This window comes from Criblamydia sequanensis CRIB-18 (assembly GCF_000750955.1).
Classification (GTDB): domain Bacteria; phylum Chlamydiota; class Chlamydiia; order Chlamydiales; family Criblamydiaceae; genus Criblamydia; species Criblamydia sequanensis.
Genome location: NZ_CCEJ010000003.1, coordinates 621672 through 648451, shown reverse-complemented (window position 1 = coordinate 648451; position 26780 = coordinate 621672). Strand labels below are relative to the sequence as shown.

Here is a 26780-nt window from a genome sequence, read left to right as displayed (position 1 = left end):
CCTATCAAGATAAATCTTGAAAAATCTACCAGATGCTTGGTCTATTTGGATGGATGGACAGTATGGACGGGATGACATACTTATTTTTTTAGGTGGAGCTCATCCGTTCGTTTCCATGTTCTTTTTGCTTAGAAATAGAAATCAGTTCTAGAGGAGCTTGACTATAGAGCTATAGTCTTGACTAACTGGTCCAGGCTCTGTAATTTTGCAAAGATTGATTGTAATCCGGCTCTTGTTTCGAATGGTTGACTGTGTATCCAAAAATATCATTGCATAGAATATTTAGGTGGGTCTGAACCTGTTTTTTGACCTGTTCTCGAATGTCTTTATACACAACAGTATTTTTTTTATTGGAATGAGCTTGGCACTTTACTAGAACTCTAGTGACTTCATGGCGAACTTTGCGATGTCCCTTTTGGAGCTTTAAGACTTTTCCAATTTCTCGATCCATGAAATCGCGATTCTAGATCTTCGATTTTTATTTTTATTGCAGGGTCTTGCAATTCTCTAACTAAACTGATTTACGCCATGTGATTAAGTTGCTTCGTTATAGCTTCTCTTTAAAGTATCTGCTGTGATCATTTTGTACCCTTATTAAATAAAAATGGCAGCTACGGCTTTCGCCATAACTGCCTTCATCTTATAACTCCAGTTACTAGGCGCACTTCGAACTTTTGACTGGTTCAGCCTCTCAAGAATTTCCAACCTTCTCAAAATTAATAGCTTAAAATAATTGGGTTCATAATTAGGATATGGCTTACAATTTGGAGATTTGGTTTTCAAATTACCTGCTTTTACTGCAAAACTGAATGCGATCAGAGAGCTTCTGCAAAAAGGCTTCGGTCAAACTAATGACTTCGGCGGCTTGCTCGTCTAAGGCGAAATGTCCAGCATCGAGAATGTGTATTTCAGCTTCTTTCACGTCCTTGCGATATGCTTCGGCGCCGGCAACAATAAATGAGGGATCATAACGTCCCCATAAGACCAACAGGGGAGGATGATGGTCTCGAAGCCATTTTTGCCAGATAGGATAAGCTTTTAAATTATTCTGGTAATCAAAAAACAGATCCGTTTGAATGTCCGCTTGCTCTGGCTGATTCAAAAAGTAAAACTCATCCGTCCAAGTGTCAGGATCAATGTGCTCAGGGTGTGGAGAGTTGCCCAAGTGCCGGCTGCGGGTTGTGTCCAATGAGAGAAAACTTTTGCGGAACGCAGCTTCATTTGCCGCGCGATCTTGCCAGAATGCTCGACGCGCTACCCATAACGGAGACAAACCTTCTTCGTGGGAAACCGCATTTTGGATTATAATGGCTTTGACTTTCTCGGGGTGGCTAATTGCCATGCGCATTCCAACCGGTCCGCCGTAGTCGTGTAGGAAAAGGATGTAACAGCGTAGATTCATCGCTGCAGCAAATTTCTCGGTGATCTCCGCAAGATGGTCAAAGGTGTAGTTAAATTCTTTTGGACTTGGCCAGGAGGAGTGCCCGAAGCCCGGAAAATCTGGAGCGATGAGGCGATACTTTGTATTCAGAGACGACTCCAACATCGCCTGATACATGCGAGATGATGTCGGTACACCATGAAGTAGAAGAATGACGGGAGCGTCTTTAGGCCCCGCTTCCCGGTAGAAGATATTTAAGTTCTCTATTCGGACTGTGTTGTATGACACAGGTTCGTGTTCGAGCGCATTCATAGTGTTCATAAGGATCATTAAATAGGTGGTTATTAGGACAGTTAGTTTCATAAGACAGTTTACCTTTTTGTGAGCGATTGAGATGTCGGCTCAATTTCAAAGATGACGTCAACAACCACCGGTGCGCCAATAGGCAAACTTTGCACTCCATAGACCAAACGAACGTGGCCAGCCTTTGATCCAAAAATTTGGACAAACAGATCTGAAGCTCCGTCTGCAACTGCAGCATGGTCGGTAAACTGCTCTGTTGTAACAACAAGTACGGTCAGCTTCACGAGCTTTTTAAGCCGGTCCAGATTGACGAGATGCTGCTTTGCTATCGCCAAGGCATTGAGCGAAGCGATCCGCGCGGCTTGCTGACCATCCCTGACCGAAAGATTTTTTCCAAGACGGCCAGAAACTGCGAGCTTTTGATTCACTATAGGAAGCGTTCCGCTGAGGAAAAGCAAATTTCCTGTGTCTGAAGACTCGACGTAAGCACCTAATGGTGTAGGAGGAGAGGGAAGCTCGATCTTAAGCTCTTTAAGACGTGTGCTTAGACTGCTTGCGACAGTTTTATTACCATTTTGCTCCAGCATGCGCCCCTCCATCAATTCGAATATTTTCACCATTCACCATGCGGGCCGATTGCAAATAGTGTAAAGCATCAACTATTTCTGAAATTTGAACCAGTCGTTTTATAGGGTGGAGTTTCTTTAGTAACTCGTGGTCGTCTTTGGCGTGCATCGGAGTGTCAACGACACCGGGAGAGATCGTATTGAATCGAATGCCGTCAGTCACGTATTCCATTGCCAAGGCTCGGCTGAAGGCCGGAATGGTGGATTTGGTGAGGACGGGCAGCGCGATGTGCGCGCCTGCCAATGGTTGGTCGACCAAAACCGTCGATATGCTCACGACGTGGCCGGACTGCTGTTTACGCATTTGCGCTATAACCTGCTGAGTCACGAAAAAATATCCTGCGATATTTGTGCCGATCATCGTTTCAAAATCCTCAGACGTATATTCCGTGAATGGCTTAGAAATATAGATTCCCGCGCAGTTGACGAGAAGGTCAATGCGGCCATAGTGTTTCATAGCCGCATCCACCACTTTTATGGCAGCCCCTTTTTTGCTAATATCGCCGTCCATCAGGACGAGATCCTCGGATGGTTTTAAATCCTTTGATTTGCTGATCGTTCGTGAATTAGCGACAACACAATAGCCATTTTCGAGAAGAGATTGAGTTATCTTCAATCCAATGCCACTTGAGGCACCCGTGACGATAGCTACTGGTTTTTCATTGGTGTTTGCGTTCATAAAAACCCATTTTTTCATATGTCTTTTTTCATTACTTTGATTTATTTGTCAACATGATGCGAGCAAATAATCAGTACTTCATTACGAAAGCCCTCTCACCATGATTGGAGAGACCTGCAGATATCTAAGAAGAACATGTACATGACGTATTTCCTTAATACTGTTATAATATTGTTTTTAATTTCTGTTTCAAAAATTCTTCTTTCTCATATTTTTATTAATGGTGATCGTTATGATGGACCTACGGATTTCGATGAGTTTGTTATAGCTATAGATTCAGTCTTGCATAAATGATAACTTTGTAAAAAGGAACGGGCTTACCGATTATGCGATTTGCTCGTTCCATAGGGGAAAAAAAGCTACTATTTTTTTTCTGCTCCAGAGAGTGATTTGAGCAATGTTTGCGCAACAGCCTCGGAAGATGCAGGATTTTGGCCGGTGATTAGGTGACCGTCAACAACTACAAAACTTTCCCAATCGGGTGCTTTTTCAAAATGTCCCCCTAAACGTTTTAGCTCATCCTCGACGAGGAATGGTACCACCTTAGTAAGATGTACTTGCTCTTCTTCACTATTTGTAAAACCAGTTACACGTTTACCTTTTACAAGAGGCTTCCCTTCGAATGTTACCCGATGTAGGACACCTGGTGCATGGCATACTAACGCAATAAATTTACCAGAATTATAGAAAGACTCAAGAAGTGCGATCGATGTAGAACTTTCTGCAAGATCCCACATGGGCCCATGACCGCCGGGATAGTATACCGTATCGAAATCTTGCGCCCGCATGTCAGCCAGTTTAGCTGTGTGAGAAAAGGCTTTTTGGGCAACATTGTCTTTTTTATATCGAGTCATTGCAGGTGTCTGATTTTCAGGTAGATCACTCTTTGGATCGATCGGAGGCTGTCCACCTTTAGGGGACGCTAAGGTTAAGTTAACTCCGGCATCTCGAAATACAAAATATGGAGCCGCGAATTCTTCTAACCAAATGCCGGTCTTTTGCCCTGTATTACCCAGTTGATCGTGGGAAGTCATAACCATCAATATATTCATATATTTTCTCCGTTATTTTTTAACACTAGCTTAATTTATTCCATTCAATCATTCTTTCGTCGTATCTACGGCACCGCATTTTATTGATTACACGCCATGCTTCACGTGGGTCTGCTTTCGCGGCATCTCTGGTCGCTTCTCTGGTCTTCGGCTGCGTCGGGAATGAGGGTTCCGCAACCGATTGCGGGGATAAGGCCGCTTCCGTTGTTGAGCGGTATTCTAATTAGCCGAAGATCAGAAGATCCTGTCATGAGAAAACCTTTGCTTTATTTTGCATCCTGTCAGTCTCGTATCACTGCCCGAATTCTATAATTGACAGGTTCGTATAAACCTTGGCCAAGGTTGGTATGTTGCAGGATTCACCATTACCTATGCACCTATGCGCAGCAGTTTCCTTGAATGTTTTTGATAATATTACGAAAAACCTGCACGTTTACAAGAATTATTTTAATTCATCAATGAAGGGCCGGGCCTGCGATCCTTTTTATTTTTATTCAGTGCATAAACAAAAAAGGCGATTGTCGCTTACGCAACAATCGCCACTTTCTCCAGTTAATGGGTACACTTCGAACTTTTGACTGGCTCGGTCTCTCTCAAGAATTCTCAACACTTTCAAAATTAATAGCTTAAAATTCACTTGAAAATAATGTATCCCAAAGGATACAATAAGACTATTATATCGAAGAAATTGAAATAGAACTCTACGAAACCCCTGCCGGTAAGCGACTCTTTGAAATCTGGATTAAGGAGATCAAAGAGATTCCATACCCCGGCCAAAATCCTGACAAGGCTTGATCGCTTAAAACTGGGGAACTTTGTCGATAAAGGCTTTTAAGCAGGGACATTTCAAAAACAAAGGAGTATTTGAAAGATTATCAATCAAGGGAGATAGGTCATGGGAAGAAGTAGAATATATCAAGATTTCCTCATAGAGCAGCTCAAGGATCACGATGAGGCAGTTGCCTATCTAAATGCCGCTCTGGAAGAAAGCCTTAAAGGCGATAAGGAGTCTCAACAAGTTTTCTTACTCGCCCTCCGCAATGTTGCAGAAGCACAAGGCGGCATCGGCGCTCTAGCAAAAAAAGCCCACTTCGGCCGAGAAAGCCTTTATAAGACCCTTTCAAGCTCAGGAAATCCTAAATGGCATACATTGGTGTCTCTTTGTGTCGCTATGGGGTTGAACTTGAGATTAAGTTAATGGAATAAATAAAAATGAGAAAAAATGAACAAGGATTGGCTAGAAACATTCCTTCAAAAATTAAGAGGGAAGTTCGCCTTAGATGTGGTTGTGGTTGTGTTATATGTGGATGTATGTTTTATGAATACGAACATTTCGATCCTCCCTTTGTAGATTGCAAATCGCATAATTCAGAAGGAATAACTCTTTTATGCGGTAGGCATCATTCCAATAAAACCAGAGGGTTTATCCCTCAATCCGAAATTGTGAAAGCAAACTCTAGTCCATATGCAAAACGTGAAAAATTTTGGGAAGAAATGTACTTTGATAATAAACCCCCTGTTATTGCTTTGGGGAATAATCGCTCATACTGCTTTAGAGATATCCTAATTATAAATAATAAAAAAATTTTAAGTGTCGACCCACCAGAATTTAAAGATTCTCCGTACCGTATAAGTGCTTTCTTTTTTGATCAAGAAAATAATCCAATTTTAAGTATCGATAAAAATTGCTTTTAGGGAAAGCAAATAATATTGACGTTATTTCAGAGGGTGGAATTGTTCTTGTTATATCATTAAAAGCAGGATGTTTAACATTGCTAAAAATGTCTCTTAAGAAACAACCTTATCAGTTTGAAATCTCCGAATTAAACATGATGTACGAAGGAAATCAGATTACGATTGATAATCAGGGAGCCTTAAGGGTAAAAAATTCATTAGGTGGTAGTATGAACTTTTATGATTCCTATTTCACTGCAAAACCATTTTCCAATACATTTTGTCTAAAAATTCATTCAGAGGGTAAAATCGAGGGATTTGGTGTTAATTGAAAGTAAATTTACAATTCAGAGAGCGCGTTTTTCATTTTGTTTACCCTTCTCATTATATGTCGCTCCAAAAATGGTGTCTGATAGCCACTTTTTAAAGTAGGGGTTGTCGCTGAATTGCTTGAATAGTTCGGTGTGATCATACAAGAGATCGCCCATGGCATGTTGCAAAGCTTGGTCATGTTCGATTCGGGCGTTTTGCATATCGCTGTTCTTTATTGCATTTTGGTACTTAAGGTTGGCACTGACTTTGGCAGGAAGTTCTTCAGCGATAATTTTGCGAATCTTATCACCATCTTTCCATTCGATGCTTCCAAAGAGGTCATTAAATGTTTTGAGGATATTGCTCAAGTGATCGATTTCAGGCTCTGCTTTTCTACCTCCTGCGCGGGTTGGCACAGGTTCAATCTCGGCATTTTCATCGGGTAAGGTAATTTTGAGAGCGGACTTAACTTCGACTCGATAGCTATCCATGTCGATTGCATCCAAGATTCCCCTTGAGAGATCTTCTTCTTTTGGCGCGGGAAGCTTGGGTAGCAAAAAATTTAAAAAGATGGCAAGCTTTTCCCATGAGGTATTGGAATAAGGCAAAATCGAAGAGAGGAAGCCATATGTGCGAACGAATGCTTTAGCCTTGCTCTTGAAATCAACTTGATTGTCCTCATCAAGATCCGATTGGTAGATGGCAACGCACTGATCAAGAATGGGATCGAGCTTGTCGCGGTCAGCACCAGAAATATATTTTGTCACCAAATCCTCGATTTGCTCGATTGAGTATACTTGTGCTCTGTCTAAGTCCCCTTGAAGATCGTGCAGTTTATTAGGGTCGGTCTCTTCGCTTAGTAAAGTTGTTCTGTAGAAGTCAGCAAAAGATTCTTTAATGGTGTCTGAATCGTTACTGAAGTCGAGAACGAAGGTGTCATATTTAGATGGATGCGCTCGATTGAGACGCGAAAGTGTTTGAACGGCTTTAATCCCGGACAATTTTTTATCCACATACATTGTATGCAGAAGCGGCTCGTCATAGCCAGTCTGAAACTTTTCAGCTACAATAAGGAAACGGTAGGGATCTTCTTGGATTTTATCGGTGATATCTTTGCTGGGAAACTGATTAAGAGTCGCCTCGGAAACTTTGCTACCACTTTGTGGTGGATACTCTGGCTCACCTGAAAAGGCAACGATAGGTTGATAGGGACTCTTGATTTCCTTTAAATAGTCCTTGAAGGCAAAGTAATACTGAATAGCTCTTTCGATTGTTCCAGTAGCTACCATCGCCCGCGCTTGTCCATTCATTTTTCGTTGACCAATAACCTGTTCATGAAAGTGGTCGATCATGATCTCGGCTTTTTCGCGAATGGCGTGACTGTGCGATTCTACATATTTACGGAGCTTCTTTTGGACTCTTTTGGAGTCGTAGAGAGGGTCTCCCTCTAGTTTTTTAGCTAGAAGGTAGTAACTTTCAACGGGCGTATAGTTCTTAAGCACATCGAGAATAAACCCTTCTTCGATTGCTTGTTTCATTGTGTAGGAATGGAAGGGGCGAAACTTTGTTATATCTCCCTCTTTAAATGGCTCTCCGAATATCTCAAGAGTTTTATTCTTTGGGGTAGCGGTAAAGGCAAAATAACTCGCGTTGGAGAGCATCTTCTTGCTCTCCATGATTTTGTTGATTTGATCTTCAACGGTCTCTTCTTCATCGGATTCGGAGTCAGTTTTAGAAAGAGCCATATTCATTTTAGCAGCCGTTCTTCCGCCCTGGCTCGAGTGTGCTTCATCGATAATGATTGCAAAATGGGATTTTCGGTGATCATCACCGATTTCTTTTAAGATAAAGGGGAACTTTTGGACTGTTGTAATAATGATCTTCTTGCCGCCCTTCAGGAATTGTCGAAGGTCGCCAGATCGTTCCGCATGTCCGACTGTTGCAGATACCTGAGCGAAATGCTTGATCGTGTCGCGAATTTGCTTATCGAGCACTCTTCTATCGGTAACTACGACAACGCTATCAAAGAGGGCTTGTCCTCCCTGAGTTAATTCGATTAGTTGATGCGCCAACCAAGCAATGGAGTTACTCTTTCCGCTTCCGGCAGAATGTTGAATAAGATAGCGTTTTCCGACTCCAGATTGAGGACCATCGCTTAGCAACTTTCTTACCACATCAAGTTGATGGTATCGGGGGAAGAGTTGCTTTTGTTTCTTGCGTCCTCTATCGTCTTTTTCTTCGATAATCTGCGCATAATTTTCAAGAATATTAGAGAGCGATGTTTTGGCTAAAATTTCTTTCCAAAGGTAGTCCGTTGCAATGCCATCGGGGTTTGGAGGATTGCCAGCTCCTGCGTTATAGCCCTTATTGAATGGGAGGAACCACGAAGCTTTGCCCTTAAGATGAGTGCACATACGCACTTCATGATCATCAACTGCAAAATGTACGGCGCATCGCCCAAATTGAAAGAGAAGTTCCCGAGGGTCGCGGTCTTTACAGTATTGTTGTACTGCATCGCTTACCGTCTGTTTGGTGAGCTTGTTTTTAAGCTCAAAGGTCATCACCGGCAATCCATTGATAAAGAGGGCGAGATCAAGAGAAAGCATTGTTTCAGCTCGGCTATAACGAAGCTGGCGCGTGACGCTAAAAATATTTGCGCCATATAGCTCGTTTGCCTTCACATTGCTTTCAGTAGGAGTAACATAATAAAGATCAATAGAATGAGATTGATGTTTAATTCCATTTCTTAAAACATCGACAACCCCACGCTTGGCAATCTCTCCTTGCAAACGATTCAAAAACTGCGTTTTTCGCGGCCCTTCTTCAAGAAGACCCAGGTCTTCATATACCTTCGGTTGAGTATTACGGATAAAGGCCGATAGCTTCGCCAAATCAAAAGCGTGTTCGCGATCGAAATCTTGATTGTTGCCAGCCTCATATCCGGCCTGCTGGGTCAAGTAGTTGAAGATGAGATCTTCGAGACCTTTCTCGCTCGTATCAGTCGTCATCGCCGGCTCCTATTAGCTCTAAAGACTCCTCTTCTTGTTCTTCCCTGAGCGTCTCCTCAATGAGGTCTTCCTCGGCGATACCGTCAACTTCGATATTGCGAATATCAATTTGGCCTGTTACCATATCGGAGATAAGGCGAGTGCGATATTCTTGGATAAGGTGGATTTCTTTGACGTATCTTGCAATTAATACATCGTAATTTTTTGTATTCTCATATATGTGACTGTAAATTTTTTCTTGTTCAATGATGGTATTTGGAATTGCAAGTTTTATTGAGCCAAGGATTGTCTCATTAATTGCAGGGTATGCAATTCCCGTTGAAAGTCTCACAATCTGGTCTATAAAGTCGTTGCCTTGCACCCTGTATCCCAAAAATTCAGGGAGGGTTTCCTTGCCGGGAGATAAAACAGCGAAACCCGTTGAGGCTATTAAATTTTGTTGTGATTCATTATACCAAATAGCTCTAAGATAAGTTCTCACTGTAGACAATAGAATATCCCCAGATGACACGATTCTTCTAGCTCTAGAAGGTGCATCTTTAAATTGGTACGAAACCAGTTTTTGCTTTAAATATCCACTGCCTACAGCTGATATATCGACATATTGGAATTCATGGAAGGGATGGGTTTTTTCGCTTAGATTTGACTTATTAATTGCGACTATTCTTTTTAATGGCGCAACCTTCCAGTTTTCGGGAATATCACCAAGCCATTCGACACCGCTTGGTTTGAGCCGTACATTGGATTCGAGCCCTCGGGTAACCGCTTGATTGATAATAGCTTGCTTTTGCTCCTTAAGCAGCTCGATGAGTCGTTTTTTCTTTTGTATGAATTTGTTGATCTGCGCGCACTTGTAGTCCAAAAAGTGGACGATTGCTTGCTGTTCTTGCTTTGAGGGAATATTGATTAGAACCCTTTTAAGATTCGGCCAATACAGATTCCGTTGAATTGAGCCCACACCCTTGGAGCAAATAACATATTGGTCAATCATAGTGTTGTTTCTAAAGAGGTAATTTGCAAATTTGGCCTCTAATTCATCTGAAATCGAAAGTACTATGTAAGCAGGGCTTACTATTCCACTAAATTTTGAAACACCTACAGAACCCCTCCATGCTTGTTGATTATTTAAGACAAAATCGCCAGGATCCACTGCTTGATATTTTGAGAGATCCTCACTAGTTGCATTAGTTCTTTTTTCGCTTACGTCCTTAAAAGGTATAACACCTAGGTTTAAATAAACTGATAGTAATTGCCGATCTATCTGGTTTGTGATTTTTTTTAAGGCAGCAATAGCATATAAGGGGACTTTCTTCCAGTGAAGAGGCAATTGAGCTGAATAAATATTTTTTTCTGGGTATCGGGTGTGTTTAGATGCCATTATTAATCAACCTTCCCTATAATTTGTAATAGCAGCCCTTCAGTCTCAGCTTCAAGACTTAAGATATCTTTATTGATTTCCCCCAAACTCCTCATCTTGATCGGCTTGTAGAAGTGCTTCGTAAAGGATATCTCATAGCCGATTTGAGTTTTAGAGGCGTCCATCCATGCATCTGATGTGTAAGGCTGGACTTCGCGTTTGAAGAACGCTTCGATGCCGCCTTCCTCAATTAGGAGGACTTGCTCTGTATCCCGCAGATTGGAATCAGCCTCATGCTCGACAACACATTTCTTTCCGTCGATGATGAGTTCATATAATCCTTCAAGAGGATTAGGTGTCACTTTGCCAGGCTTATGCGCTTTTTTGATTACTGGCTCTGCGTTCTCATCGATAGTAGCCAGCTCGTTCCTAATCAGGTCTTTGCGCTTTTTAGTCAGCTTTAGTTGAACCTTGTCGGCATGTTCTTCAAACAGCTTAATGAATTCATTGTAGTTGTTAAAAGAGGTTGCTCCTTTTTCTTTAGCGAAAGCCGATATAAAATCCGCCAAATCCGATTCTCCCTCTTTGCCGCATGTTCTGCAAAACTTGGAGAGGTTTTCTGCCGATAGGTCAACTTGTAGCCTGAGCGGCCGTTCGACGGTAATTTTGGAATACCCGAAGGCTTGATTTGGGAAAATCTTGGACTGCTCGGTCTCGCGGAAATCGATCAGAAGGTCGCAAATCATCTTCATGTGCTCATCTGAAAATTCGCAGTTTTTCTTGCCGAGGTTCTTGCGTAGAGGCACATACCAGTTGCTGGCATCGATGAGTTGTACCTTTCCCTTCTTATGAGACGGTTTTCGATTCGTTAACACCCAAATGTAGGTGGCGATGCCGGTGTTGTAGAACGTGTTCTCTGGAAGGGCTATAATAGCCTCTAACCAGTCATTCTCGATAACCCATCGGCGAATATTACTCTCTCCTTGGCCTGCATCTCCCGTAAAAAGAGAAGATCCGTTATGTACTTGAGCTATTCGGCTTCCAAGCGGTGTGTTGTTCTTCATTTTCATCAGCTTGTTAACAAGAAACATCAACTGTCCATCGCTTGAACGAGTGAGCATGGTGAATTCAGGATCATCGCCATGTTGAATACTGAAGCGTGCATCTTTTAGTTTGTCTTTGCCTCCCATGCGTTCAAGATCGGTCTTCCAGCTTTTGCCATAAGGAGGATTAGAGAGCATAAAGTCAAACTCTTGCGAGGGATAGGCGTCTGCTGATAGGGTTGAGCCGAATTTGATATTCATCGCTTCTTCTCCTTCTCCTTTTAAGAGAAGGTCGGCTTTGCAAATAGCATAGGTTTCAGGCTGGCATTCTTGACCATAAAGATGAGTTGATACTTCTTTACGGTGTGCTTTCGCTAGTTCTTGCAGTCGTTCTTCTGCTACGGTCAACATACCACCGGTTCCACAGGCTCCATCATAAACAAGATAAGTTCCTGATTGAATTTGATCCGCGATAGGAAGAAAAATAAGATCCGCCATGAGTTTGACAACATCTCGTGGTGTAAAGTGCTCGCCGGCCTCTTCATTATTTTCCTCATTGAAACGACGAATAAGCTCTTCGAAAACCGTTCCCATAGCATGATTGTCTAATGCTGGTAACTTTTCATTTCCGTTCACGTCTAAGATCGGTTTTGAACTTAGGTTGATTGACGTATCCAGAAATTTTTCAATGACGTTTCCTAAAATATCATTTTCCACCATGTGGGGGATTTGATTTCGAAATTTGAATTTATCGAGAATCTCTTGAACGTTAGTTGAAAATCCATCCAAATAAGCTTCAAAATCTGCTTTTAGCTGTTGGGATTTCGCACGTGCTTTTAAATCTCTGAGAGTAAATGGGGATGTATTGTAGAATGCTTGTCCGGAAGCTTGATAGAGCGGGGCTGATTGGTTGGCGATATTTACGGCATCAAGTTGCTGCTTCATTTTGAGAACAGCTTCTTTTGTTGGTTCCAAGAGTGCATCCAAGCGTCTGATGACTGTCATCGGAAGGATAACATCGCGATATTTACCGCGAACATAAATATCCCTAAGAACATCATCGGCGATTCCCCAAATGAAATTGGCTATGGAATGTGTTGCAGGTTGGCTCATCTTTTACTCTGATAGGTTTGAGGGTTTTGCATATCGAGCAATCTCTTGTCGGTCGGCTCGAATTGTTTAATTTGTTTCCGTAATCTGGGAAGATTTATATCCGGCAGCTTAGATACCTCGACTCGTTTGGATCGCAGCGACATTTCATGTGTGTTTTTGCGGTTGAAGAAGATCTCGGCAAGAAGGGTGTTTTGGAGCTTAATGCGGAATATTAATTTTGCGACGGTCGCTCCGGAAGCGTATTTGCTTATGTCGATAAAGGTATTCGGCTTTGCTGCGATTAAATCACGAATAAACTCCTGATTTCCTGACTCATCGTTAAAGGTGTGGATGATATATTCTTCTGCCTTGATCCCTTCAAACCACTCCACCTTTAGGATAAGCCTTCCGAAGTCAAGCTTGAGCTCAAGGGCAAAGGGTGAAGAAGCTTCTAGCGGAGCGTCTGATGGCCCATAGATCTCTTGGTAAAGAATGACCTGCTGGACAATCGCTTTAAGATACTCGGTAAATCGATCTCGCTTGAAGAAGAGGATTTTATCAGGCGTCAGGGTACGCTTCTTGATGGCGTTCATTTCTACCAAAAACGCATGGAGATTAAGCAAAAAGCTGCTATCGGCGCATTCTTTTGCGTCGCTATGTTCAAGTTTTTTATCTTTGAAGTAGCTAAAGGGCGTTTGCCAGCACCAGTAAGCAAGATCAAGGTATTCCCAGATACTCCATGGATTGGAATAATTTTCCCATGAGAATACCTGCCTAAGATCCTTTAATTCCGTGAGTGAAGGTGCGAATGTGAAGAGAGAAATGTTTGGTTTGGAAATAGCCTTATATTCATTTGTCTTGGGATCGAGTTGCGATTTATTGATGGTTGCCAACTCAGCATATTTTTCGACGAGCTTGCCTTGGTCAAGGGTCAAAAGAAGATGCAAAAGATGGGCGATCCTGTCATAGGCAATTTCATAGTAGGCGGGCATGATGTACGGTTCACGGAATTCGAGGACATTTTCAATGGAAGAGATCGAGGAGTTTACCAAGCTATTTTCGATGAGATCTAGGTCGATTAATGCAGACTTGATGGCATCGAACGTGTCATGAATTTCGGCGATGGCTAATCTTTCAGTCTTGGCGTAATGGGACTTGTACTTCGCCTTTTCTTTGATCCAGTCTAGGTAAAAGGTCTCGAAAGCGGGGGCTCGTCGAATAAGGGGCACGATCGATTCTGCGATCAGCCTAAAAAATGTATAGGAATCCTTTGAGGATAGGGACTCGTCGATAAAATAACCGAGAGACTTGAAGTTACCTCGAAGTAATTCTGCATATGACTGTCTAGCTGCTTTTAATTCCATCTAAAGTATTACCTTACAAAACCTTACCAATCATAATCGATCCCTACTCAAATTACCAGCTTTAAACGCCTTTTTTTCAGTTTGTTCCCACTAATTTCCCATAACTATAGCAGCGTTCTATGGGAATTTTCCCCTCTGTTCCCGCTTAAGGGCTTATTCGCAAGAAAAGTTTTACAATTAAGTCATGAAGAAAGAAAGAGTGTCGAAACATTTTTTGACGGAAGAGACAGAGGATAGTTTAACTCCACTTAAGCAGTTTTTCGCGCTCCTTTATCAAATTGACAAAAGAAATTTTAAAGGAGAGGTGGCTGATGCAGCTCCTTCCAAAACATCCAACAAGGAAAGGGGCGATGTAAATGGACGTTCATGAGGTAGTGAATCGGATCGACTTAAAGACGGGGCATAAACCCAAGCGGAGCGGGCATGGATATACAGCGCGATGCCCAGCACATGATGATCAAAATCCCAGTCTTTCAATAGGAGAGGGATCGGACGGTAAAATACTTTTTACTTGTTTTGCGGGCTGTACGTTTGAAGCAATTTGCACTTCCCTTGATCTTCAAACTAAAGACTTGTTTCCGGACGGAGCTGAGCATCATTCAATGCCCCCGCCGCAAAAAACATACTACGATTACATGGATGAGCAGGGCAAAAAACTTTACACCAAAGTGCGGATAGAACCGGGATTCGATGGCAAAAAGAAGAGCTTTTATTGGGAGCGTATTGATGAAGCGGGCAGAATCCATAAAAATCTTTACGGATGCGAGAGAGTTTTCTATAGGCTACTGGAGCTGTTAGCCGGCATCAACGAAGGCAAGACTATATATTTGGTTGAAGGCGAAAAAGATGCGGATCAGTTAATCCAAAATGGCCTCATTGCAACAACAACTACAGACACGTTGAAGTGGTGCACTGAATATACGGTGATTTTGGAAAAAGCCGATGTCGTCATTCTCTTTGATTACGACAAAGCGGGCTTTGAGCGGCGCGATTTGCTGTGCCGTGAGCTTCACACCCGCGTTGCTCGCCTTCGGGTTGTTGAATTGCCGGGGTTTGAGCATCAAGAGAGCTATGGTCAAGATGTTAGCGACTGGCTTGCGGATGGTCATACTATTCGAGAACTTGAGGAGATCGTTGAAAAAGTGCCCGATTACAAGTTACCGGAGCCTAAAAAATGTTTGAGAGCTGTTTCATTAAGCGAATTCTTTTCGATGAAGCTACCCAAGCGCGAATTGCTGTTAACTCCTTTTCTACCAAGTCAGGGCCTCTGCTTACTGTACGCCAAGCGAGGGGTGGGGAAGACTCATGTTGCGCTAGGGATTGGGTATGCAGTAGCGACCGGAGGCACGTTTTTGAAGTGGTCGGCGCCATGTCCTAAGCGCGTGTTGTATCTTGATGGAGAGATGCCGGCTGTCTCTATGCAAGAAAGATTGCTGAAGCTTTCAAGAACCAGTTCTATGCCCCTGCCGGATCAAGAACATTTCCGATTGATTACACCTGACCTCCAAGAAGGGCCGATTCCTAACCTAATTGCACGCGAGGGGCAGCAGGCTTTAGAGGAGCATCTTGAGGATTTCGATCTTTTGATTTTAGACAATCTCTCGTCCCTTGTGCGCAATCTCGATGAGAATAAGGCGGATGATTGGCAGCCGATTCAGGATTGGGCACTAAGCTTAAGACGGGCCGGGAAGTCAATCCTGTTTGTTCACCATGCGGGTAAGGGCGGCATGCAAAGGGGTACTAGTAAGAGAGAGGATATCCTGGATACCGTAATTACACTTCATCAACCAAAAGGCTACAGACAGGATCAAGGCGCCTTTTTTGAGGTACATTATGAGAAAGCTCGAGATTTTTGTGGCGCAGACGCAGAGCCCTTTTCCGTTAGATTTGCAGAAGTTGATGGTGGTGGGTCTGAGTGGATTATTGAAGATGCAACCGCGGATGAAGAGACCGTCAACGTCGCAAAACTTGCGAATGAAGGGAAAACCATCGCAGAAATTATCGTCGCTACAGGATTGAGCAAGTCTCAAGTGGAGACACGAAAGAAGTGGGCTAAAGAGAAGGGATTAATAGGATAAACAATCGTTCCGATTTTCCCATCACTATAGTTAAATCGGAAATCGGAAAATTATGGAGGTCAATATGGTAAGTGAAAAACAGATAGAGGCTAACCGCAAAAACAGCCAACTATCAACAGGGCCAATCACTGTTCAAGGGAAAGAAGTCGTTGCGAGAAATGCGATAAAACATGGGGTGTTATCGGTTAAGGTTCCTATAGATGGCGCAGAGAGAAAAGAATTTGAACATTTCGCCTCTACGATTGAACACGCGTTACAACCGGTCAACGCCTTTGAGTCGCTTTTGGTCGATCGTATTATTTCTTGCGCGTGGAGGCTGCGAAGAGTGATTCATGTCGAATCGATGCTTCTTGCCAGCCAGATCAAAATCTCCTGGAGCAACGGCACTTATCAAGATATTTTTTCCGGTTCTTCCGGGCAAGCAATAGCAATTATGTCCAGATATGAGCGCACATTAGAAAACGGACTCTATCGAGCTTTGAAGGAGTTGAAAGAGGCTCAATCCGCTGAATAATAAATTGGCTTTGTTTCGTAAAAAAAGGAAGATTTATGTTGTATAGTTTGGTTAGCTTTGGTAACGTTGTGACGTTTTTGTGAGGATTTATGAAAAAGATAGATGAGTACATGTGCATAAAGGAAGCGGCTACATTCCTCGGTGTATCTCCCAATACTTTAAGGAATTGGGAAAAAGAAAAAAAGATCACGGTGTATCGAAACCCCCAGAACCGCTACCGGCTCTATAAACGAGAAGACCTTGAAACCCTGTTAAATCAAATACAAAAGTCATGATGCAAGCAATTCTTTTAGCACGTGTTTCAAGCAAGGAGCAAGAGGAGGGACAGTCAATCCCCTCGCAGGTTCGGCGGTTGACGGACTATGCGATCAGAAAAAACCTCAAGGTAACCCAAACCTTTCAAATCACAGAATCTTCGACCAAAGAGACCCGCAAGCAGTTTGATCAAATTATCGCCTACGTAAAGAGAGCAAAAGCTCCCATAGCTCTAATTACTGATACAGTAGATCGCTTGCAAAGAAGTTTTAGAGAAACACCTCTTCTCGATGAAATGCGCAAGCAGGGCAAATTAGAACTTCACTTTCTAAGAGAGGGTCTGATTGTCAACAAGGACTCCAACAGTGCGCAATTATTGCAATGGGATATTGGGGTCTTATTTGCCTCAAGCTACGTCCGCCAGCTTAGCGATAACGTCAAGCGCAGTAAAGAGCAGAGCGTGAGAAATGGCGAGTGGATCACCAAGGCGCCATTTGGCTATAAGAATATCACATTACCTAATGGGAAAAAGACAATAGAAGTTGACTTAGATAATGCTCCATTTGTCGTTCGCATGTTTGAACTTTATGCCGCCGGTAATCACTCATTTCAAACCATCGCGGAAGAGATGAACAAGCTTGGGTTGCGGAATGCCAATGGCAATCTCATCGGAGCAAGTCGGGTTGAGATTACATTAAAAAATCCCTTTTATTTTGGAGTGATGAGGGTTAAAGGGGAATTCTATCCTCATAAATACCCGCCTTTGATTTCAGAAAATTTGTTCGATAGGGTGCAGGAGATCATGGAAGGTCACAATAAAGCCCCGGTTCATTATGCGGGACACCCGATCCTCTTTCGCGGATTGATCACTTGTGAAAACTGCGGCTGTACCGTAACTGGAGACATCAAGAAACAAAAATATATCTATTATAGCTGCAATAACTCCAAGCGGGTCTGCCAAAAGGCCTGGGTTAGAGAAGAGAAGCTATTGGAGCCGTTACTGGAGTATTTTGATAAGATTCAACTTCCCGATGCTGTCATTGAAGAAATAGTGGCTTATTTGAAGAAGTCGTATGCCAATGAACAAGAATTTTTTAAGCATTCACAAGAGGTGTTGCGAAAAGAGCTGGATTCTATCCAAAATCGCCTGTCTAAACTGATCGATATGCATCTCGATGGGGCGATTGACTCTGAGACCTATCATCTTAAGCTTGAAGAATACAAAAAGCGACAGCGCGAGATTACATCGGAAATGAAGGCGCATGTCAATGCAGATGAGACGTGTTTGATCACGGCGAAGACAGTATTGGATTTGGCCAAGAGGGCGAAGGAAATTTTCCTAAGTTCGAAGATGCCTGAAAAACAGCAATTGTTGAATTTTGTCTTTTCGAACTTGAAATTGGATGGGAGAAATCTGTTGGTGACATTGCGAGAACCATTTCTGACTCTTAGTGCAATGTCACATCAACCAGCGAAACTCCGGAAGCAGGATTCGAACCTGCGACCAATAGATTAACAGTCTACTGCTCTACCGCTGAGCTATTCCGGAAAAGAAAAATAAATCTTAGACTCTCGTCGATTTTTTCGCAAGGGCTAAGATCATTTTTTCTGAAAAATAAAATCGCCCTCTAGTAAGGGTTATAATCAATTTTTTGATTCATTAACTCTATCAGATTCATCATCTCAACACGGTCATTCTCTCTGGCAAATGAGCAAAGATCAAGACCCTCTGAGGTTAAAAGATTTATGTCTTGAGTCAAACTCATATAAAGAATGAAAAGGTCGAGATTTTCTCGGAGGATCGCCAAATGAACAGGGAGAAGCCCTTGTTTGTTATAGTGAGTGTCGCTCGCCCCATTTTCTTTTAAAAAGACAAGATTTTCATAAATCATGGGGTAAGGGTGAGCCATTTTAAGTAGGTGTCCAAGAGCTGTGTTGCCCTGATGGTCTTCTAAGTCAATTGGAAAACCGGCATTCAAAAAAAGTTTTAGCGCAGGGTAGCGGAGTTTTGTGACCGCATAGGTAAAGGGATAGAAGCCTTCATTATTAGCTTTTGTTAAAAGGGTGCGTCCTCCTTTTTCCAAAAGAAACTTGATCGTTTCAATGTTTTTGCCAAAAACCGCATGGTGTAAAGGAGTATTGCCATTATTGTCTACAATTTCAGAGGGATTTTGGTTCTGAAGCAAGAAGGATAAAGTTTCAACGCTTCCATGAGCGCTTGCTTCATGAATAGGGGTGACCCCGAGATTATCTTTTACAAGAGATTTCGAGGGATCCGGAATAAGGACAGGCTCTTTAACTCTCGCAAAAATATGAGATAAAGTTTTTCCGCTTAGGGGATCAGTGTAATCTTCATTGAGATCAAGTTTAAGATGATTTAAAACGAGCATCAAGCTTTCTTTTCCGCCACTTGCTGCTGCTAGAAGATAGGAAAAGGGATTTTCTTCCTTATTTGTATGGGGTAGTAAAAGTTCGACGGACTCTAAATGATTATTCTCCAATGCAAGATGAAGGGGCTTTTTTCCGAAGTTCTCTAAATTGGCATCGGCTTTATTTTTAAGAAGAAGTTGAACCGCTTCTCTATTATTTATAAGCGCAGCAAGCTGCAGGGGGGTAAAAAGAAAACCGTCTTCATTGTCAACAAAAGTATCTGTTTCAAGCGCCTTTATTAATTGGTCGCTATTTCTTTTTAGAATAGAATCATGGACCGGGCTTCCGCCCCTTATGTCCAAAGGAAAGGCTGCCCCTTTAGATTGCAAGAAATCCTCTGCGTCATAGATAGCAAAAAGGGTGGCGGATAAATTATCTTCGTAATAATGAGTTCTAATTTCTACTTTGACCCCCTTAAGATCAATCTTGGCAGAAAGCTTTTCAAGCACCTCCAACATCGATTCTATGCCGGGTCTGTAGTGGCCGCTTTTATTAGTAATTTGTATCAATTTACCATTTTTAACAATGACCTCTCCGGCGCCTAAAACTTCTTTGCCGGCGTATAAAGTCGAGTGATGGATTCGCCCTGCCTTATGCTTTGCCACATACAAATTGCCATCGGCATCCATAACAAAAATAGCTTTGCCTTTTCCTGAATGGATCGAATAGAAATCATGGCTGTCAAAAGGCTTCCCTAGATGATAAAAAGCCCCTTCCTTAATCTCCAACAGGAAGTCCTTTCTTTCTTCCCTATTTAGATAGACGACTTTTTGTTCAAAGGGCAGTATTCGGGTAAGGGAAGGATCATTTTCTAGGGTTTCAAGAAAAATAAAATAATTAGGACAGGTAGAAACATGCCACCTTGCCAGAAGCATTTCTGTAAAAAAACCGACTCTATGATAAGGGTCTAAAAGCTCATGCCAATAGCTATCAGACATAAGAAGTTTTTTTTGCGAAACCCAATCTCTTTTGGTAGCCCGTAGATCCCAAACGGTTTTTTTAACGGCTTCAAGATAGTTTTTCTTTTGCTTTATAACTTCTAAAATTTCCTCTTTATTTAAGAGATTATTTTTATTGGAAAATGTCCTCTCAAGTTCATGAAGGGCTTTAATTCGATTTTCAAAAAACAACTCGGGGTTTTTTCTAAAACTCTCCTTGTCCTGATCAAAGTGCGCCGTCGATCTATACTGAGCCAATTTTTCTTGGACCTCGAGTTCATGAGGAAAGAACTTTTCAAGCTTATTTAGGAGAAAGCCCGGATCAAAAGGATCGGGGCCGTCCTTAGGTAATAAAGGGGTGGTTGATACGAAGAAAATTAGGAGAAGGAAGGTTTTAAAAATAAATTTCATAGTTGAAATGATTCTGTTATTTAATAAATGAGATCGATTTTCTCATATTATTAGATAATAATTCATTAAAATAAGTTGGCTTTCAGTTAAGTAGTATTAAGAAGTTGTTAATTTTTGGTTATTAATTATAAATAATAAAATAAAAGTATATAATGATTTTATATATTGGCAACTTTAGGTGTTTATGTTTGGACCTAAGAGACTTCAATCTAGCCCTCAGCCTCACCACCCTATGAGCTCTCTTGAGCTTCAGGAAATAGCTCAAAAACATAAGATTCAGTACGATATTCTAGAGGAAGCCTTTAAATCTTTAGGGGAAAAGCCGGAAATAGCTGAAAATTTAGCCCTTTTTATTAAAAATAAAAATATAAAAGTGGTGCCGGTTTTTGTAAGCGAGATTTTAAAAGAAGCAAATGATTTAAAGCTTACCGGCAATTTAAACTCTTTGTTAGAAGCCAAAAATCTTGATTTCAATAGCTCATTAAATTTTCAAAAATTTTTGGCTAATTTTGGAGGAGATCCCAAGGAGTTAATTTCTAAAATAAAAGTCATCAATTCTTTGCAAAATCAATATCCTTTGAATTTCTTTAGGCTAAATTTCATAGGAAAAGTTCCTGTCAGTGTTGAAAAAGCAAATTTATTTTTAGAAGTTTTAGCCACAGAAACTATTGAAAGAAGGCTAAATGATTTTCTCACAAGCCCTAATTTTTCAGAGGAAAATTTAAAAACTCTTCTTGAGTATCACTCGAAATTAAAAGATCGAAATAGCCATTTAACGATTAATGAGGCTTTTAGTTTGATGAGTCTTAACGTCCCGCTCGAAGAGGTGGATCATTTATCGGATGAAGCGGTTTTAAAAAGTAACGAGCTTGTCAAAAAAGTGCCCACCAATTTTTTTCTCAAAAACGGCTATAAAGAAAAAATTGAAAACTATGAAAAATGCATAAAAGAGGCAGTTAATTTACCTCATTTTTATTTTCTTGCAGCGACCGAGGGTGCCCCGAGTTTTAGTACAGACGCTTATAAGGAATTCCCTTCGAATATTTGGGAGCACTATATCGTACGCAATTCAGATAAGCAGACAGCTCGCGATTCCGAGACAAAAAAATACTACAATATGGATCAAATTGCCTATGGCAATAAAATGCATGAAGGCACTTGCATTGGAGCGTCAGGCATTAAAAGCGGTTGGGATTCGAACCAGCTTTTAAAATTTTGCGCCTACCAAAGAAAGATAATGGCTGAGACACTGAAACAAGCCAAAACAGACACATCCTTTGGTTATGGGCTTTTAAAGTGCGGGACAGTTTATCACACAGAATGTGTAAAAATTTATAAAAATTTAGGGGAAGAGCTTCGCAGCTTTCATGAGGATTGGTCTAAAAATGAAACAGAATTCTATAAAGTCGTCTCAATAAAACCGGGCGAGATTGAAGCTGTTTTTAAAATCTCTCTAGAGGGTAAAGAAGTTGAGCTTTCAAAACTTGTATTCCAACCAAATTTAGTGGATGTGGTCCACACCCCGGATGAAAATGTGCCGCTAATTTTAAAAGAAGTCGACAGACTCTATGACCAAATTTTAGTTGAGGATGACCCAAAAGTTTTAATGGAGCTACTAGGCAGAAGCTTTTGGTTAATATGCCAAGCTAAGCCCTATGTGGCAGGCGATCCAAGTATTGCCGAGATTTACATTAAGTCTCTTTATTTACATAAAACAGGCAACGAGTTGCCTCCTTGGAAAGAAGATTTATTTCCGTGGGAGAGCGTCATGCGAGAAGTCGACCCTTACAGATATGGGGAAAATTTCCATTCTCTTTTCGATTTTAAAAATTAAATTTACATCAAAAAGTCATTCTGTAGTTAATAACTAAGAAGCTAAATTGATTAAAAATTTAAAAACTGTTAAGATATTTAACTTCATAAAAAATTTTAACTAAAAATGCAATTAGGTAAAACAATGTTTGAAACGATTCCAACTTTATACGAGACAGAACGGTCATTGAGCAATGCGCAAGCTTTAATTGTGGTTGGCGCACTTGTCGTTTCACCTGTAAAAGCCGTTTTCAGCTTAGCATTAATAGTTGGGGGATTGGCTCTTTCAATTCTTTTTGCCCCTATAGCTCTTGTTTTTCAATCCAAATTGCTTGGAAGGATATCGATGAGCAGCCTTGTCACAGCAGCTTTAGGAACGGTGAGTTTTTTCTATAGTTTGATCAACCTTGCGACACTTGGCCTTGTCGGTTTCAAAATTGAATGGATGAAAGATAAACCTTGAGTTGAGTAAAAGCAAAAGCCTCTTTTAAAAGGCTTTTGCTTTCTATTGAATTAGTAGTCCATTGCAGGCATGGCGGCTTGCGCAGATTTTTCTTCCGGCATCTCGACAACAATTGCTTCTGTTGTAAGCAAGATTCCGGCGATTGAAATCGCGTTTTCAAGAGCTGTTCGAACCACTTTAGTTGGGTCCAAGATACCCGCTTCATACATATCTACAAAAGTATCAGTCAAAGCGTTATACCCTCTTGTTGCAGGTGTCATTTTTTTGACATCTTGAACAATGATAGAACCTTCTTTTCCGGCATTTTCTGCAATTTGACGAAGAGGCGCGCTCAAAGTATGAGCGATGATCATAGCGCCTGTTCTTTGATCTCCCTCAAGTTTCTGTAAGAGCGACTCAAGAAGGGGAATGCAGCGAATGAAAGCGACTCCGCCGCCTGGAACGGTACCTTCTTCAACAGCAGCTTTTGTCGCATGCTGAGCATCGTCCACGCGATCTTTCTTTTCTTTCATCTCAACTTCAGTGGCAGCCCCTACTCGAATAACGGCAACACCGCCAACAAGTTTTGCTAAACGCTCATGAAGTTTTTCACGATCATAATCAGAATCGGACTCTTCGATCTGTCTTCTAATTAAAGCGGCGCGCTCTTGAATCTTTTTCTTATCGCCTTTGCCATCCACTAAAACAGTCTCATCTTTAGAGATAACCGCTTTTTTGACTTGCCCGAGTTGTTTTAGAGTAGTCGATTCAAGCTTTAGGCCGATTTCTTCGCTGATAACTTCGCCGCCTGTAATGATAGCAATGTCTTCAAGCATGGCTTTTCTTCTATCGCCAAAGCCCGGAGCTTTAACAGCCGCCACTTTTAGACCACCTCGAAGACGGTTTACAACAAGAGTTGCTAAAGCTTCGCCTTCAACATCTTCTGCAATAATTAAAATGGGTCTTCCGGTTTCCGCTACCGCTTGAAGAATAGGGATCATGTCTTTAATGCTCGAAATTTTCTTTTCGGAGATCAAAACATAAGCATCTTCAAGAACAGCTTCTTGCGTTTCAGGATCGGTCATGAAGTAAGCGGAGAGATAGCCTCGGTCAAAGTGCATACCCTCAACGACATCAAGTGTCGTTTCAAAGCCCTTGGCTTCTTCAACTGTGATCGTTCCATCTTTGCCGACTTTTTCCATGGCCTTGGCGATGATGTCACCAATTTCTTTGTCGTTGTTAGCGGAGATAGTAGCCACTTGTGCGATTTCTTCTTGCTTTTGAACTTTTTTGCTCATTTTAGCAAGTTCGTCTTTTACAACTTTTAAAGCTTCTTCCATGCCGCGTTTTAAATCCATTGGATTGGCGCCCGCAGCAATGTTTCGAAGTCCTTCAGAATAAATGGCTTCAGCTAAAACTGTCGCAGTGGTGGTTCCATCGCCTGCTTTGTCTGCAGTTTTACTTGCGACTTCTTTCACCATTTGAGCGCCCATGTTCTCATTTTTGTCTTCCAGCTCGATTTCTTTAGCTACAGTCACTCCATCTTTTGTGATGTGAGGTGCGCCATAAGATTTATCGATGATGACATTGCGTCCCTTTGGACCGAGAGTTACTTTTACAGCGTCAGCAAGTGTTCGTACGCCCTTAAGAATTTTTTGGCGAGCTTCTTCTTTAAATTTAATTTCTTTAGCAGCCATGACAGGAAACTCCTTGAATTAATTCGTTTTGCTTATTTTTCGATTATGGCAATCACATCGTCTGAGCGAAGGATGATGTACTCTTCGTCTTCGAGTGTCACTTCTTGACCTGAGTATTTTTCCATCAAAATGATGTCGCCTACTTTGAACTCTAGGGGGATGAAGTTGCCCTGTTTGTCTTTTTTGCCGGTTCCGACAGCTATAACTTTAGCTTGTTCTTGTTTTTTCTTTGCTGAATCGGGGAGGATAATTCCGCCGGCTAATTTCTCATCAGCTTCAAGTCTTTGAACAAGAATACGATTGCCGAGAGGCTTTAGATTGGTTGTTTTCATTGTCTGTGTTTGAGTCATGATTCCATCTCCTGGTTTTAAGAGCGGTTTGGTTTATTCTAATTTGAAAGTCTCAAGATAGCGAAAAAGAGCCTTTTTTTTCAAGCGGAAATTAGCAATTGACGATTTCGATTGCTAATTTTTGCTTTGGATTAAGCTTTCCATCTGGTCCACTAAAGTTTCGAAAGTATCAAGCGCTGAAATTATAGGCGTTTTAGTCCGTAAATCAACGCCAACTTTTGCAAGAGCATCAATAGGATAAAGAGAGCCTCCGCTTTTTAAGAAGTTAAGAACTTCTTTCTGATTTCCTTTCTCAAAAATATTTTTTGCGATTGCAAGCGCGGCGCTAATTCCGGTGGCATACTGATACACATAAAAATTGTAGTAGAAGTGAGGGATTCGAGACCATTCAGGTAAGGCCTCCTCATCGATGATGACATCTTCGCCAAAATACTTCCTATTTAGATTGTGGAAGATCTCTTTGAAAATACCCGGCGTAAGCGGCTCATTTTTATCCGCCTTTTCATGAATCAGAAGTTCAAATTCAGCGAACATCGTCTGTCTAAAAAGGGTGGCTCGAATGTCTTCGATCTTCTCGTTAATTAGATAGATTTTTTCCTCTTTCTTGGTGAATTTTTTTAAGAGGTGCCGCATTAGAAGTTCTTCATTTAAAGTAGAGGCGACTTCAGCTAAAAAAATAGGGTAGGAGTGATATTGATAGGGCTGCGATTTACTTAAATGAGTATGCATGCTATGGCCGGCTTCATGGGCGAGTGTAAAAACGTCCCTTAAGGTGCCTTTGAAATTCATTAAGATGTAAGGGTGGCTATCATAACAGCCGCTTGAGTAAGCGCCCGATCTTTTGCCCTCATTTTCATAACGGTCGACCCATCCTTCTTCTTTAAAGCCTTTTTTTAAGATGGATTGGTACTCTTCGCCAAGAGGGGCTACGGCTTCAATAATCACATCTTCAGCTTCCTTATAGCTCATTTCAATATGAACATCGGAGGTAAGCGGGACATACATGTCATAAAGATGAAGCGGCCCGACATTTAAGATTTTTTTTCTAAGATCAAGATACTTATGGAGTACGGGAAGCTTCTCATTTACAGCTTCGATCAATGAATGATAAACGCTTGTCGGAATGTTATTGGGGTAAAGGGCGGCTTCAAGGGATGTTGGGTATTTTCTTGCTCGTGCAACAAATACATGGTGTTCAATAGCGCCTTTTAAAAGCTCGGCTAATCCATTTTCATGTTCTTTAAACACTTGATGGAAAGCTTTAAAAGCATTTTTTCTTAAGGTTCTATCATGGGATCTAATGATCTTATTGTAGCTTGCATGAGTTAATTCATGGTCTTCATTTTTTCCATCTTTCACTTTTCCGAACTTAAAGTCTGCGTTATTCAAAGCTTCAAAAGCTTTTGGAGCTGCTTGAAAAGCCTTTGAGGTCATGGCAAGAAGCATTTCCTTATCGGCCGATAAGGTATGAGCTTTCAATTTATGCAATTTTTCTAAGAAGAAATGATAAGGCGCTAGGATCTTTGAGTTTAAGTATTCATTAAAGACAGCCTCATCTAAAGCAAGAATTTCAGGCTCTATCCAAGAGATTTTTTCATGAAACTGCTGTAGAAGGGAAAAAATGAGGGAAAGGGCTTGCTTATTTTCTTCGTTTGAAAGGTCTTCATCTTGCTTTCTTGCAACATAAGTATAGAGCTTGGAAAGTTGGCGATCAATTGTGAAAAAAGTGTCTAAAAGCGTTTTTAAAGCTTCAGGGCCTTTTTTAATAATATCATGATCGGAAAGTATTTCCGGCCATTTTGGTTTTCCGGTCGGGCATAATTTTTCAAATTCCCCTTTCCAATCGTTGATGGAAAGGTAGAGAGAGTTTAAGTCCCATTGATCTTCAACCAAAACATCTTTCCTCTTTACCGTCATAGCAACTCCTCATAATTGGTTTTCGTATTGAAGATCTGAAAGCAT

General features: G+C 41.4%; 24 protein-coding genes and 1 tRNA gene. 10 read left to right on the top strand and 15 right to left on the bottom strand.

Going from position 1 to position 26780, the window contains the following annotated elements; genetic code table 11:
* Window positions 1-181: 181 nt before the first annotated feature.
* From CSEC_RS04680 to CSEC_RS13335, 6 genes are all read right to left on the bottom strand, one after another.
* Window positions 182-451 (bottom strand): hypothetical protein, encoded by a 270-nt coding sequence (locus CSEC_RS04680; protein ID WP_041017179.1) that lies wholly within the window; start codon window positions 449-451, stop codon window positions 182-184.
* Window positions 452-784: 333 nt separating this feature from the next.
* Window positions 785-1744: an alpha/beta fold hydrolase gene (locus CSEC_RS04670; RefSeq protein WP_154017628.1), complete on the bottom strand. Its 960-nt coding sequence runs from the start codon at window positions 1742-1744 to the stop codon at window positions 785-787.
* A gap of 8 nt (window positions 1745-1752) precedes the next feature.
* Window positions 1753-2271 carry a RidA family protein gene (locus CSEC_RS04665; protein ID WP_041017177.1) on the bottom strand — a complete coding sequence of 173 codons (519 nt, stop codon included), beginning with the start codon at window positions 2269-2271 and terminating at the stop codon, window positions 1753-1755.
* Window positions 2252-3007, bottom strand: a complete 756-nt coding sequence (locus CSEC_RS04660) for an SDR family NAD(P)-dependent oxidoreductase (RefSeq protein ID WP_202593683.1) — start codon at window positions 3005-3007, stop codon at window positions 2252-2254. The genes CSEC_RS04665 and CSEC_RS04660 overlap by 20 nt, the downstream gene beginning before the upstream one ends.
* Before the next feature lie 344 nt (window positions 3008-3351).
* Window positions 3352-4041 (bottom strand): type 1 glutamine amidotransferase domain-containing protein, encoded by a 690-nt coding sequence (locus tag CSEC_RS04655; RefSeq protein WP_041017176.1) that lies wholly within the window; start codon window positions 4039-4041, stop codon window positions 3352-3354.
* 101 nt (window positions 4042-4142) lie between these two features.
* Complete coding sequence (locus CSEC_RS13335) at window positions 4143-4292, bottom strand: hypothetical protein (RefSeq protein ID WP_154017627.1); 150 nt, start codon at window positions 4290-4292, stop codon at window positions 4143-4145.
* A gap of 644 nt (window positions 4293-4936) precedes the next feature.
* Here CSEC_RS13335 and CSEC_RS04650 point away from each other — a divergent pair.
* The 3 genes from CSEC_RS04650 to CSEC_RS04640 are packed head-to-tail and all read left to right on the top strand — an operon-like array spanning window position 4937 to window position 6047.
* Window positions 4937-5239, top strand: coding sequence for an addiction module antidote protein (locus CSEC_RS04650; protein ID WP_041017175.1), 303 nt, complete (start codon window positions 4937-4939; stop codon window positions 5237-5239).
* A 14-nt stretch (window positions 5240-5253) separates the two neighbouring features.
* Window positions 5254-5736: a hypothetical protein gene (locus tag CSEC_RS12610; RefSeq protein WP_154017626.1), complete on the top strand. Its 483-nt coding sequence runs from the start codon at window positions 5254-5256 to the stop codon at window positions 5734-5736.
* Entirely contained in the window at window positions 5727-6047 is a 321-nt protein-coding gene (locus CSEC_RS04640) for a hypothetical protein (RefSeq protein WP_041017174.1), read from the top strand. Before CSEC_RS12610 ends, CSEC_RS04640 begins: the two co-directional genes overlap by 10 nt.
* 15 nt (window positions 6048-6062) lie before the next feature.
* Here CSEC_RS04640 and CSEC_RS04635 read toward each other — a convergent pair whose 3' ends face one another.
* Genes CSEC_RS04635 through CSEC_RS04620 form a run of 4 tightly spaced genes read right to left on the bottom strand, consistent with a single transcriptional unit; the run spans window position 6063 to window position 13519 of the window.
* A complete protein-coding gene (locus CSEC_RS04635; RefSeq protein WP_041017173.1) occupies window positions 6063-9035 on the bottom strand; it encodes a type I restriction endonuclease subunit R in 2973 nt (990 codons plus the stop codon).
* On the bottom strand, window positions 9025-10413 hold the full coding sequence (locus CSEC_RS04630; protein WP_053331774.1) for a restriction endonuclease subunit S: 1389 nt from the start codon (window positions 10411-10413) through the stop codon (window positions 9025-9027). The genes CSEC_RS04635 and CSEC_RS04630 overlap by 11 nt, the downstream gene beginning before the upstream one ends.
* 2 nt (window positions 10414-10415) lie before the next feature.
* A complete protein-coding gene (locus tag CSEC_RS04625; protein WP_041017172.1) occupies window positions 10416-12548 on the bottom strand; it encodes a type I restriction-modification system subunit M in 2133 nt (710 codons plus the stop codon).
* On the bottom strand, window positions 12545-13519 hold the full coding sequence (locus CSEC_RS04620; protein WP_154017625.1) for a hypothetical protein: 975 nt from the start codon (window positions 13517-13519) through the stop codon (window positions 12545-12547). The genes CSEC_RS04625 and CSEC_RS04620 overlap by 4 nt, the downstream gene beginning before the upstream one ends.
* Before the next feature lie 571 nt (window positions 13520-14090).
* On the opposite strand from CSEC_RS04620, the gene CSEC_RS04615 reads away from it, so the two are divergent.
* The 5 genes from CSEC_RS04615 to CSEC_RS13515 all read left to right on the top strand — a co-directional run bounded on the left by CSEC_RS04615 (window position 14091) and on the right by CSEC_RS13515 (window position 18254).
* Entirely contained in the window at window positions 14091-14261 is a 171-nt protein-coding gene (locus tag CSEC_RS04615) for a hypothetical protein (protein ID WP_154017624.1), read from the top strand.
* Window positions 14248-15969 (top strand): AAA family ATPase, encoded by a 1722-nt coding sequence (locus tag CSEC_RS12605; RefSeq protein WP_053331773.1) that lies wholly within the window; start codon window positions 14248-14250, stop codon window positions 15967-15969. The genes CSEC_RS04615 and CSEC_RS12605 overlap by 14 nt, the downstream gene beginning before the upstream one ends.
* Window positions 15970-16033: 64 nt before the next feature.
* Window positions 16034-16483: a hypothetical protein gene (locus CSEC_RS04605; RefSeq protein WP_041017169.1), complete on the top strand. Its 450-nt coding sequence runs from the start codon at window positions 16034-16036 to the stop codon at window positions 16481-16483.
* A gap of 89 nt (window positions 16484-16572) precedes the next feature.
* A complete protein-coding gene (locus CSEC_RS04600; protein WP_041017168.1) occupies window positions 16573-16758 on the top strand; it encodes a MerR family transcriptional regulator in 186 nt (61 codons plus the stop codon).
* Window positions 16755-18254, top strand: a complete 1500-nt coding sequence (locus CSEC_RS13515) for a recombinase family protein (protein WP_419761210.1) — start codon at window positions 16755-16757, stop codon at window positions 18252-18254. Before CSEC_RS04600 ends, CSEC_RS13515 begins: the two co-directional genes overlap by 4 nt.
* Here the strand turns inward: CSEC_RS13515 and CSEC_RS04595 are convergent.
* Window positions 18216-18287, bottom strand: a tRNA-Asn gene (locus tag CSEC_RS04595). The genes CSEC_RS13515 and CSEC_RS04595 overlap by 39 nt on opposite strands.
* A 79-nt stretch (window positions 18288-18366) precedes the next feature.
* Complete coding sequence (locus CSEC_RS04590; RefSeq protein WP_041017167.1) at window positions 18367-20517, bottom strand: ankyrin repeat domain-containing protein; 2151 nt, start codon at window positions 20515-20517, stop codon at window positions 18367-18369.
* Between the two features lie 184 nt (window positions 20518-20701).
* On the opposite strand from CSEC_RS04590, the gene CSEC_RS04585 reads away from it, so the two are divergent.
* The gene (locus tag CSEC_RS04585; protein WP_041017166.1) at window positions 20702-22351 is read left to right on the top strand and encodes a hypothetical protein; all 1650 of its coding nucleotides are present in this window, start codon (window positions 20702-20704) and stop codon (window positions 22349-22351) included.
* Between the two features lie 123 nt (window positions 22352-22474).
* On the top strand, window positions 22475-22792 hold the full coding sequence (locus CSEC_RS04580) for a hypothetical protein (RefSeq protein WP_041017165.1): 318 nt from the start codon (window positions 22475-22477) through the stop codon (window positions 22790-22792).
* Between the two features lie 50 nt (window positions 22793-22842).
* Here CSEC_RS04580 and groL read toward each other — a convergent pair whose 3' ends face one another.
* From groL to pepF, 3 genes are all read right to left on the bottom strand, one after another.
* Window positions 22843-24468 (bottom strand): chaperonin GroEL, encoded by a 1626-nt coding sequence (groL, locus tag CSEC_RS04575; protein WP_041017164.1) that lies wholly within the window; start codon window positions 24466-24468, stop codon window positions 22843-22845.
* Between the two features lie 32 nt (window positions 24469-24500).
* Entirely contained in the window at window positions 24501-24818 is a 318-nt protein-coding gene (locus CSEC_RS04570) for a co-chaperone GroES (RefSeq protein ID WP_041017163.1), read from the bottom strand.
* A 114-nt stretch (window positions 24819-24932) separates the two neighbouring features.
* On the bottom strand, window positions 24933-26735 hold the full coding sequence (pepF, locus tag CSEC_RS04565) for an oligoendopeptidase F (RefSeq protein WP_041017162.1): 1803 nt from the start codon (window positions 26733-26735) through the stop codon (window positions 24933-24935).
* Between the last annotated feature and the right edge of the window lie 45 nt (window positions 26736-26780).

Excerpts from the sequence above, each read along its gene's own strand:
- CSEC_RS04650 (WP_041017175.1), top strand. The coding sequence starts at position 4,937 with ATGGGAAGAAGTAGAATATATCAAGATTTCCTCATAGAGCAGCTCAAG.
- CSEC_RS04585 (WP_041017166.1), top strand. The coding sequence starts at position 20,702 with ATGTTTGGACCTAAGAGACTTCAATCTAGCCCTCAGCCTCACCACCCT.
- CSEC_RS04620 (WP_154017625.1), bottom strand. The coding sequence starts at position 13,519 with ATGCCCGCCTACTATGAAATTGCCTATGACAGGATCGCCCATCTTTTG.
- CSEC_RS04605 (WP_041017169.1), top strand. The coding sequence starts at position 16,034 with ATGGTAAGTGAAAAACAGATAGAGGCTAACCGCAAAAACAGCCAACTA.
- CSEC_RS04600 (WP_041017168.1), top strand. The coding sequence starts at position 16,573 with ATGAAAAAGATAGATGAGTACATGTGCATAAAGGAAGCGGCTACATTC.
- groL (WP_041017164.1), bottom strand. The coding sequence starts at position 24,468 with ATGGCTGCTAAAGAAATTAAATTTAAAGAAGAAGCTCGCCAAAAAATT.
- CSEC_RS12610 (WP_154017626.1), top strand. The coding sequence starts at position 5,254 with ATGAGAAAAAATGAACAAGGATTGGCTAGAAACATTCCTTCAAAAATT.
- pepF (WP_041017162.1), bottom strand. The coding sequence starts at position 26,735 with ATGACGGTAAAGAGGAAAGATGTTTTGGTTGAAGATCAATGGGACTTA.
- CSEC_RS04670 (WP_154017628.1), bottom strand. The coding sequence starts at position 1,744 with ATGAAACTAACTGTCCTAATAACCACCTATTTAATGATCCTTATGAAC.
- CSEC_RS04625 (WP_041017172.1), bottom strand. The coding sequence starts at position 12,548 with ATGAGCCAACCTGCAACACATTCCATAGCCAATTTCATTTGGGGAATC.
- CSEC_RS04630 (WP_053331774.1), bottom strand. The coding sequence starts at position 10,413 with ATGGCATCTAAACACACCCGATACCCAGAAAAAAATATTTATTCAGCT.
- CSEC_RS04570 (WP_041017163.1), bottom strand. The coding sequence starts at position 24,818 with ATGACTCAAACACAGACAATGAAAACAACCAATCTAAAGCCTCTCGGC.
- CSEC_RS04580 (WP_041017165.1), top strand. The coding sequence starts at position 22,475 with ATGTTTGAAACGATTCCAACTTTATACGAGACAGAACGGTCATTGAGC.
- CSEC_RS04665 (WP_041017177.1), bottom strand. The coding sequence starts at position 2,271 with ATGCTGGAGCAAAATGGTAATAAAACTGTCGCAAGCAGTCTAAGCACA.
- CSEC_RS04590 (WP_041017167.1), bottom strand. The coding sequence starts at position 20,517 with ATGAAATTTATTTTTAAAACCTTCCTTCTCCTAATTTTCTTCGTATCA.
- CSEC_RS13515 (WP_419761210.1), top strand. The coding sequence starts at position 16,755 with ATGATGCAAGCAATTCTTTTAGCACGTGTTTCAAGCAAGGAGCAAGAG.
- CSEC_RS04680 (WP_041017179.1), bottom strand. The coding sequence starts at position 451 with ATGGATCGAGAAATTGGAAAAGTCTTAAAGCTCCAAAAGGGACATCGC.
- CSEC_RS13335 (WP_154017627.1), bottom strand. The coding sequence starts at position 4,292 with ATGACAGGATCTTCTGATCTTCGGCTAATTAGAATACCGCTCAACAAC.
- CSEC_RS04660 (WP_202593683.1), bottom strand. The coding sequence starts at position 3,007 with ATGAAAAAATGGGTTTTTATGAACGCAAACACCAATGAAAAACCAGTA.
- CSEC_RS04655 (WP_041017176.1), bottom strand. The coding sequence starts at position 4,041 with ATGAATATATTGATGGTTATGACTTCCCACGATCAACTGGGTAATACA.
- CSEC_RS04635 (WP_041017173.1), bottom strand. The coding sequence starts at position 9,035 with ATGACGACTGATACGAGCGAGAAAGGTCTCGAAGATCTCATCTTCAAC.
- CSEC_RS12605 (WP_053331773.1), top strand. The coding sequence starts at position 14,248 with ATGGACGTTCATGAGGTAGTGAATCGGATCGACTTAAAGACGGGGCAT.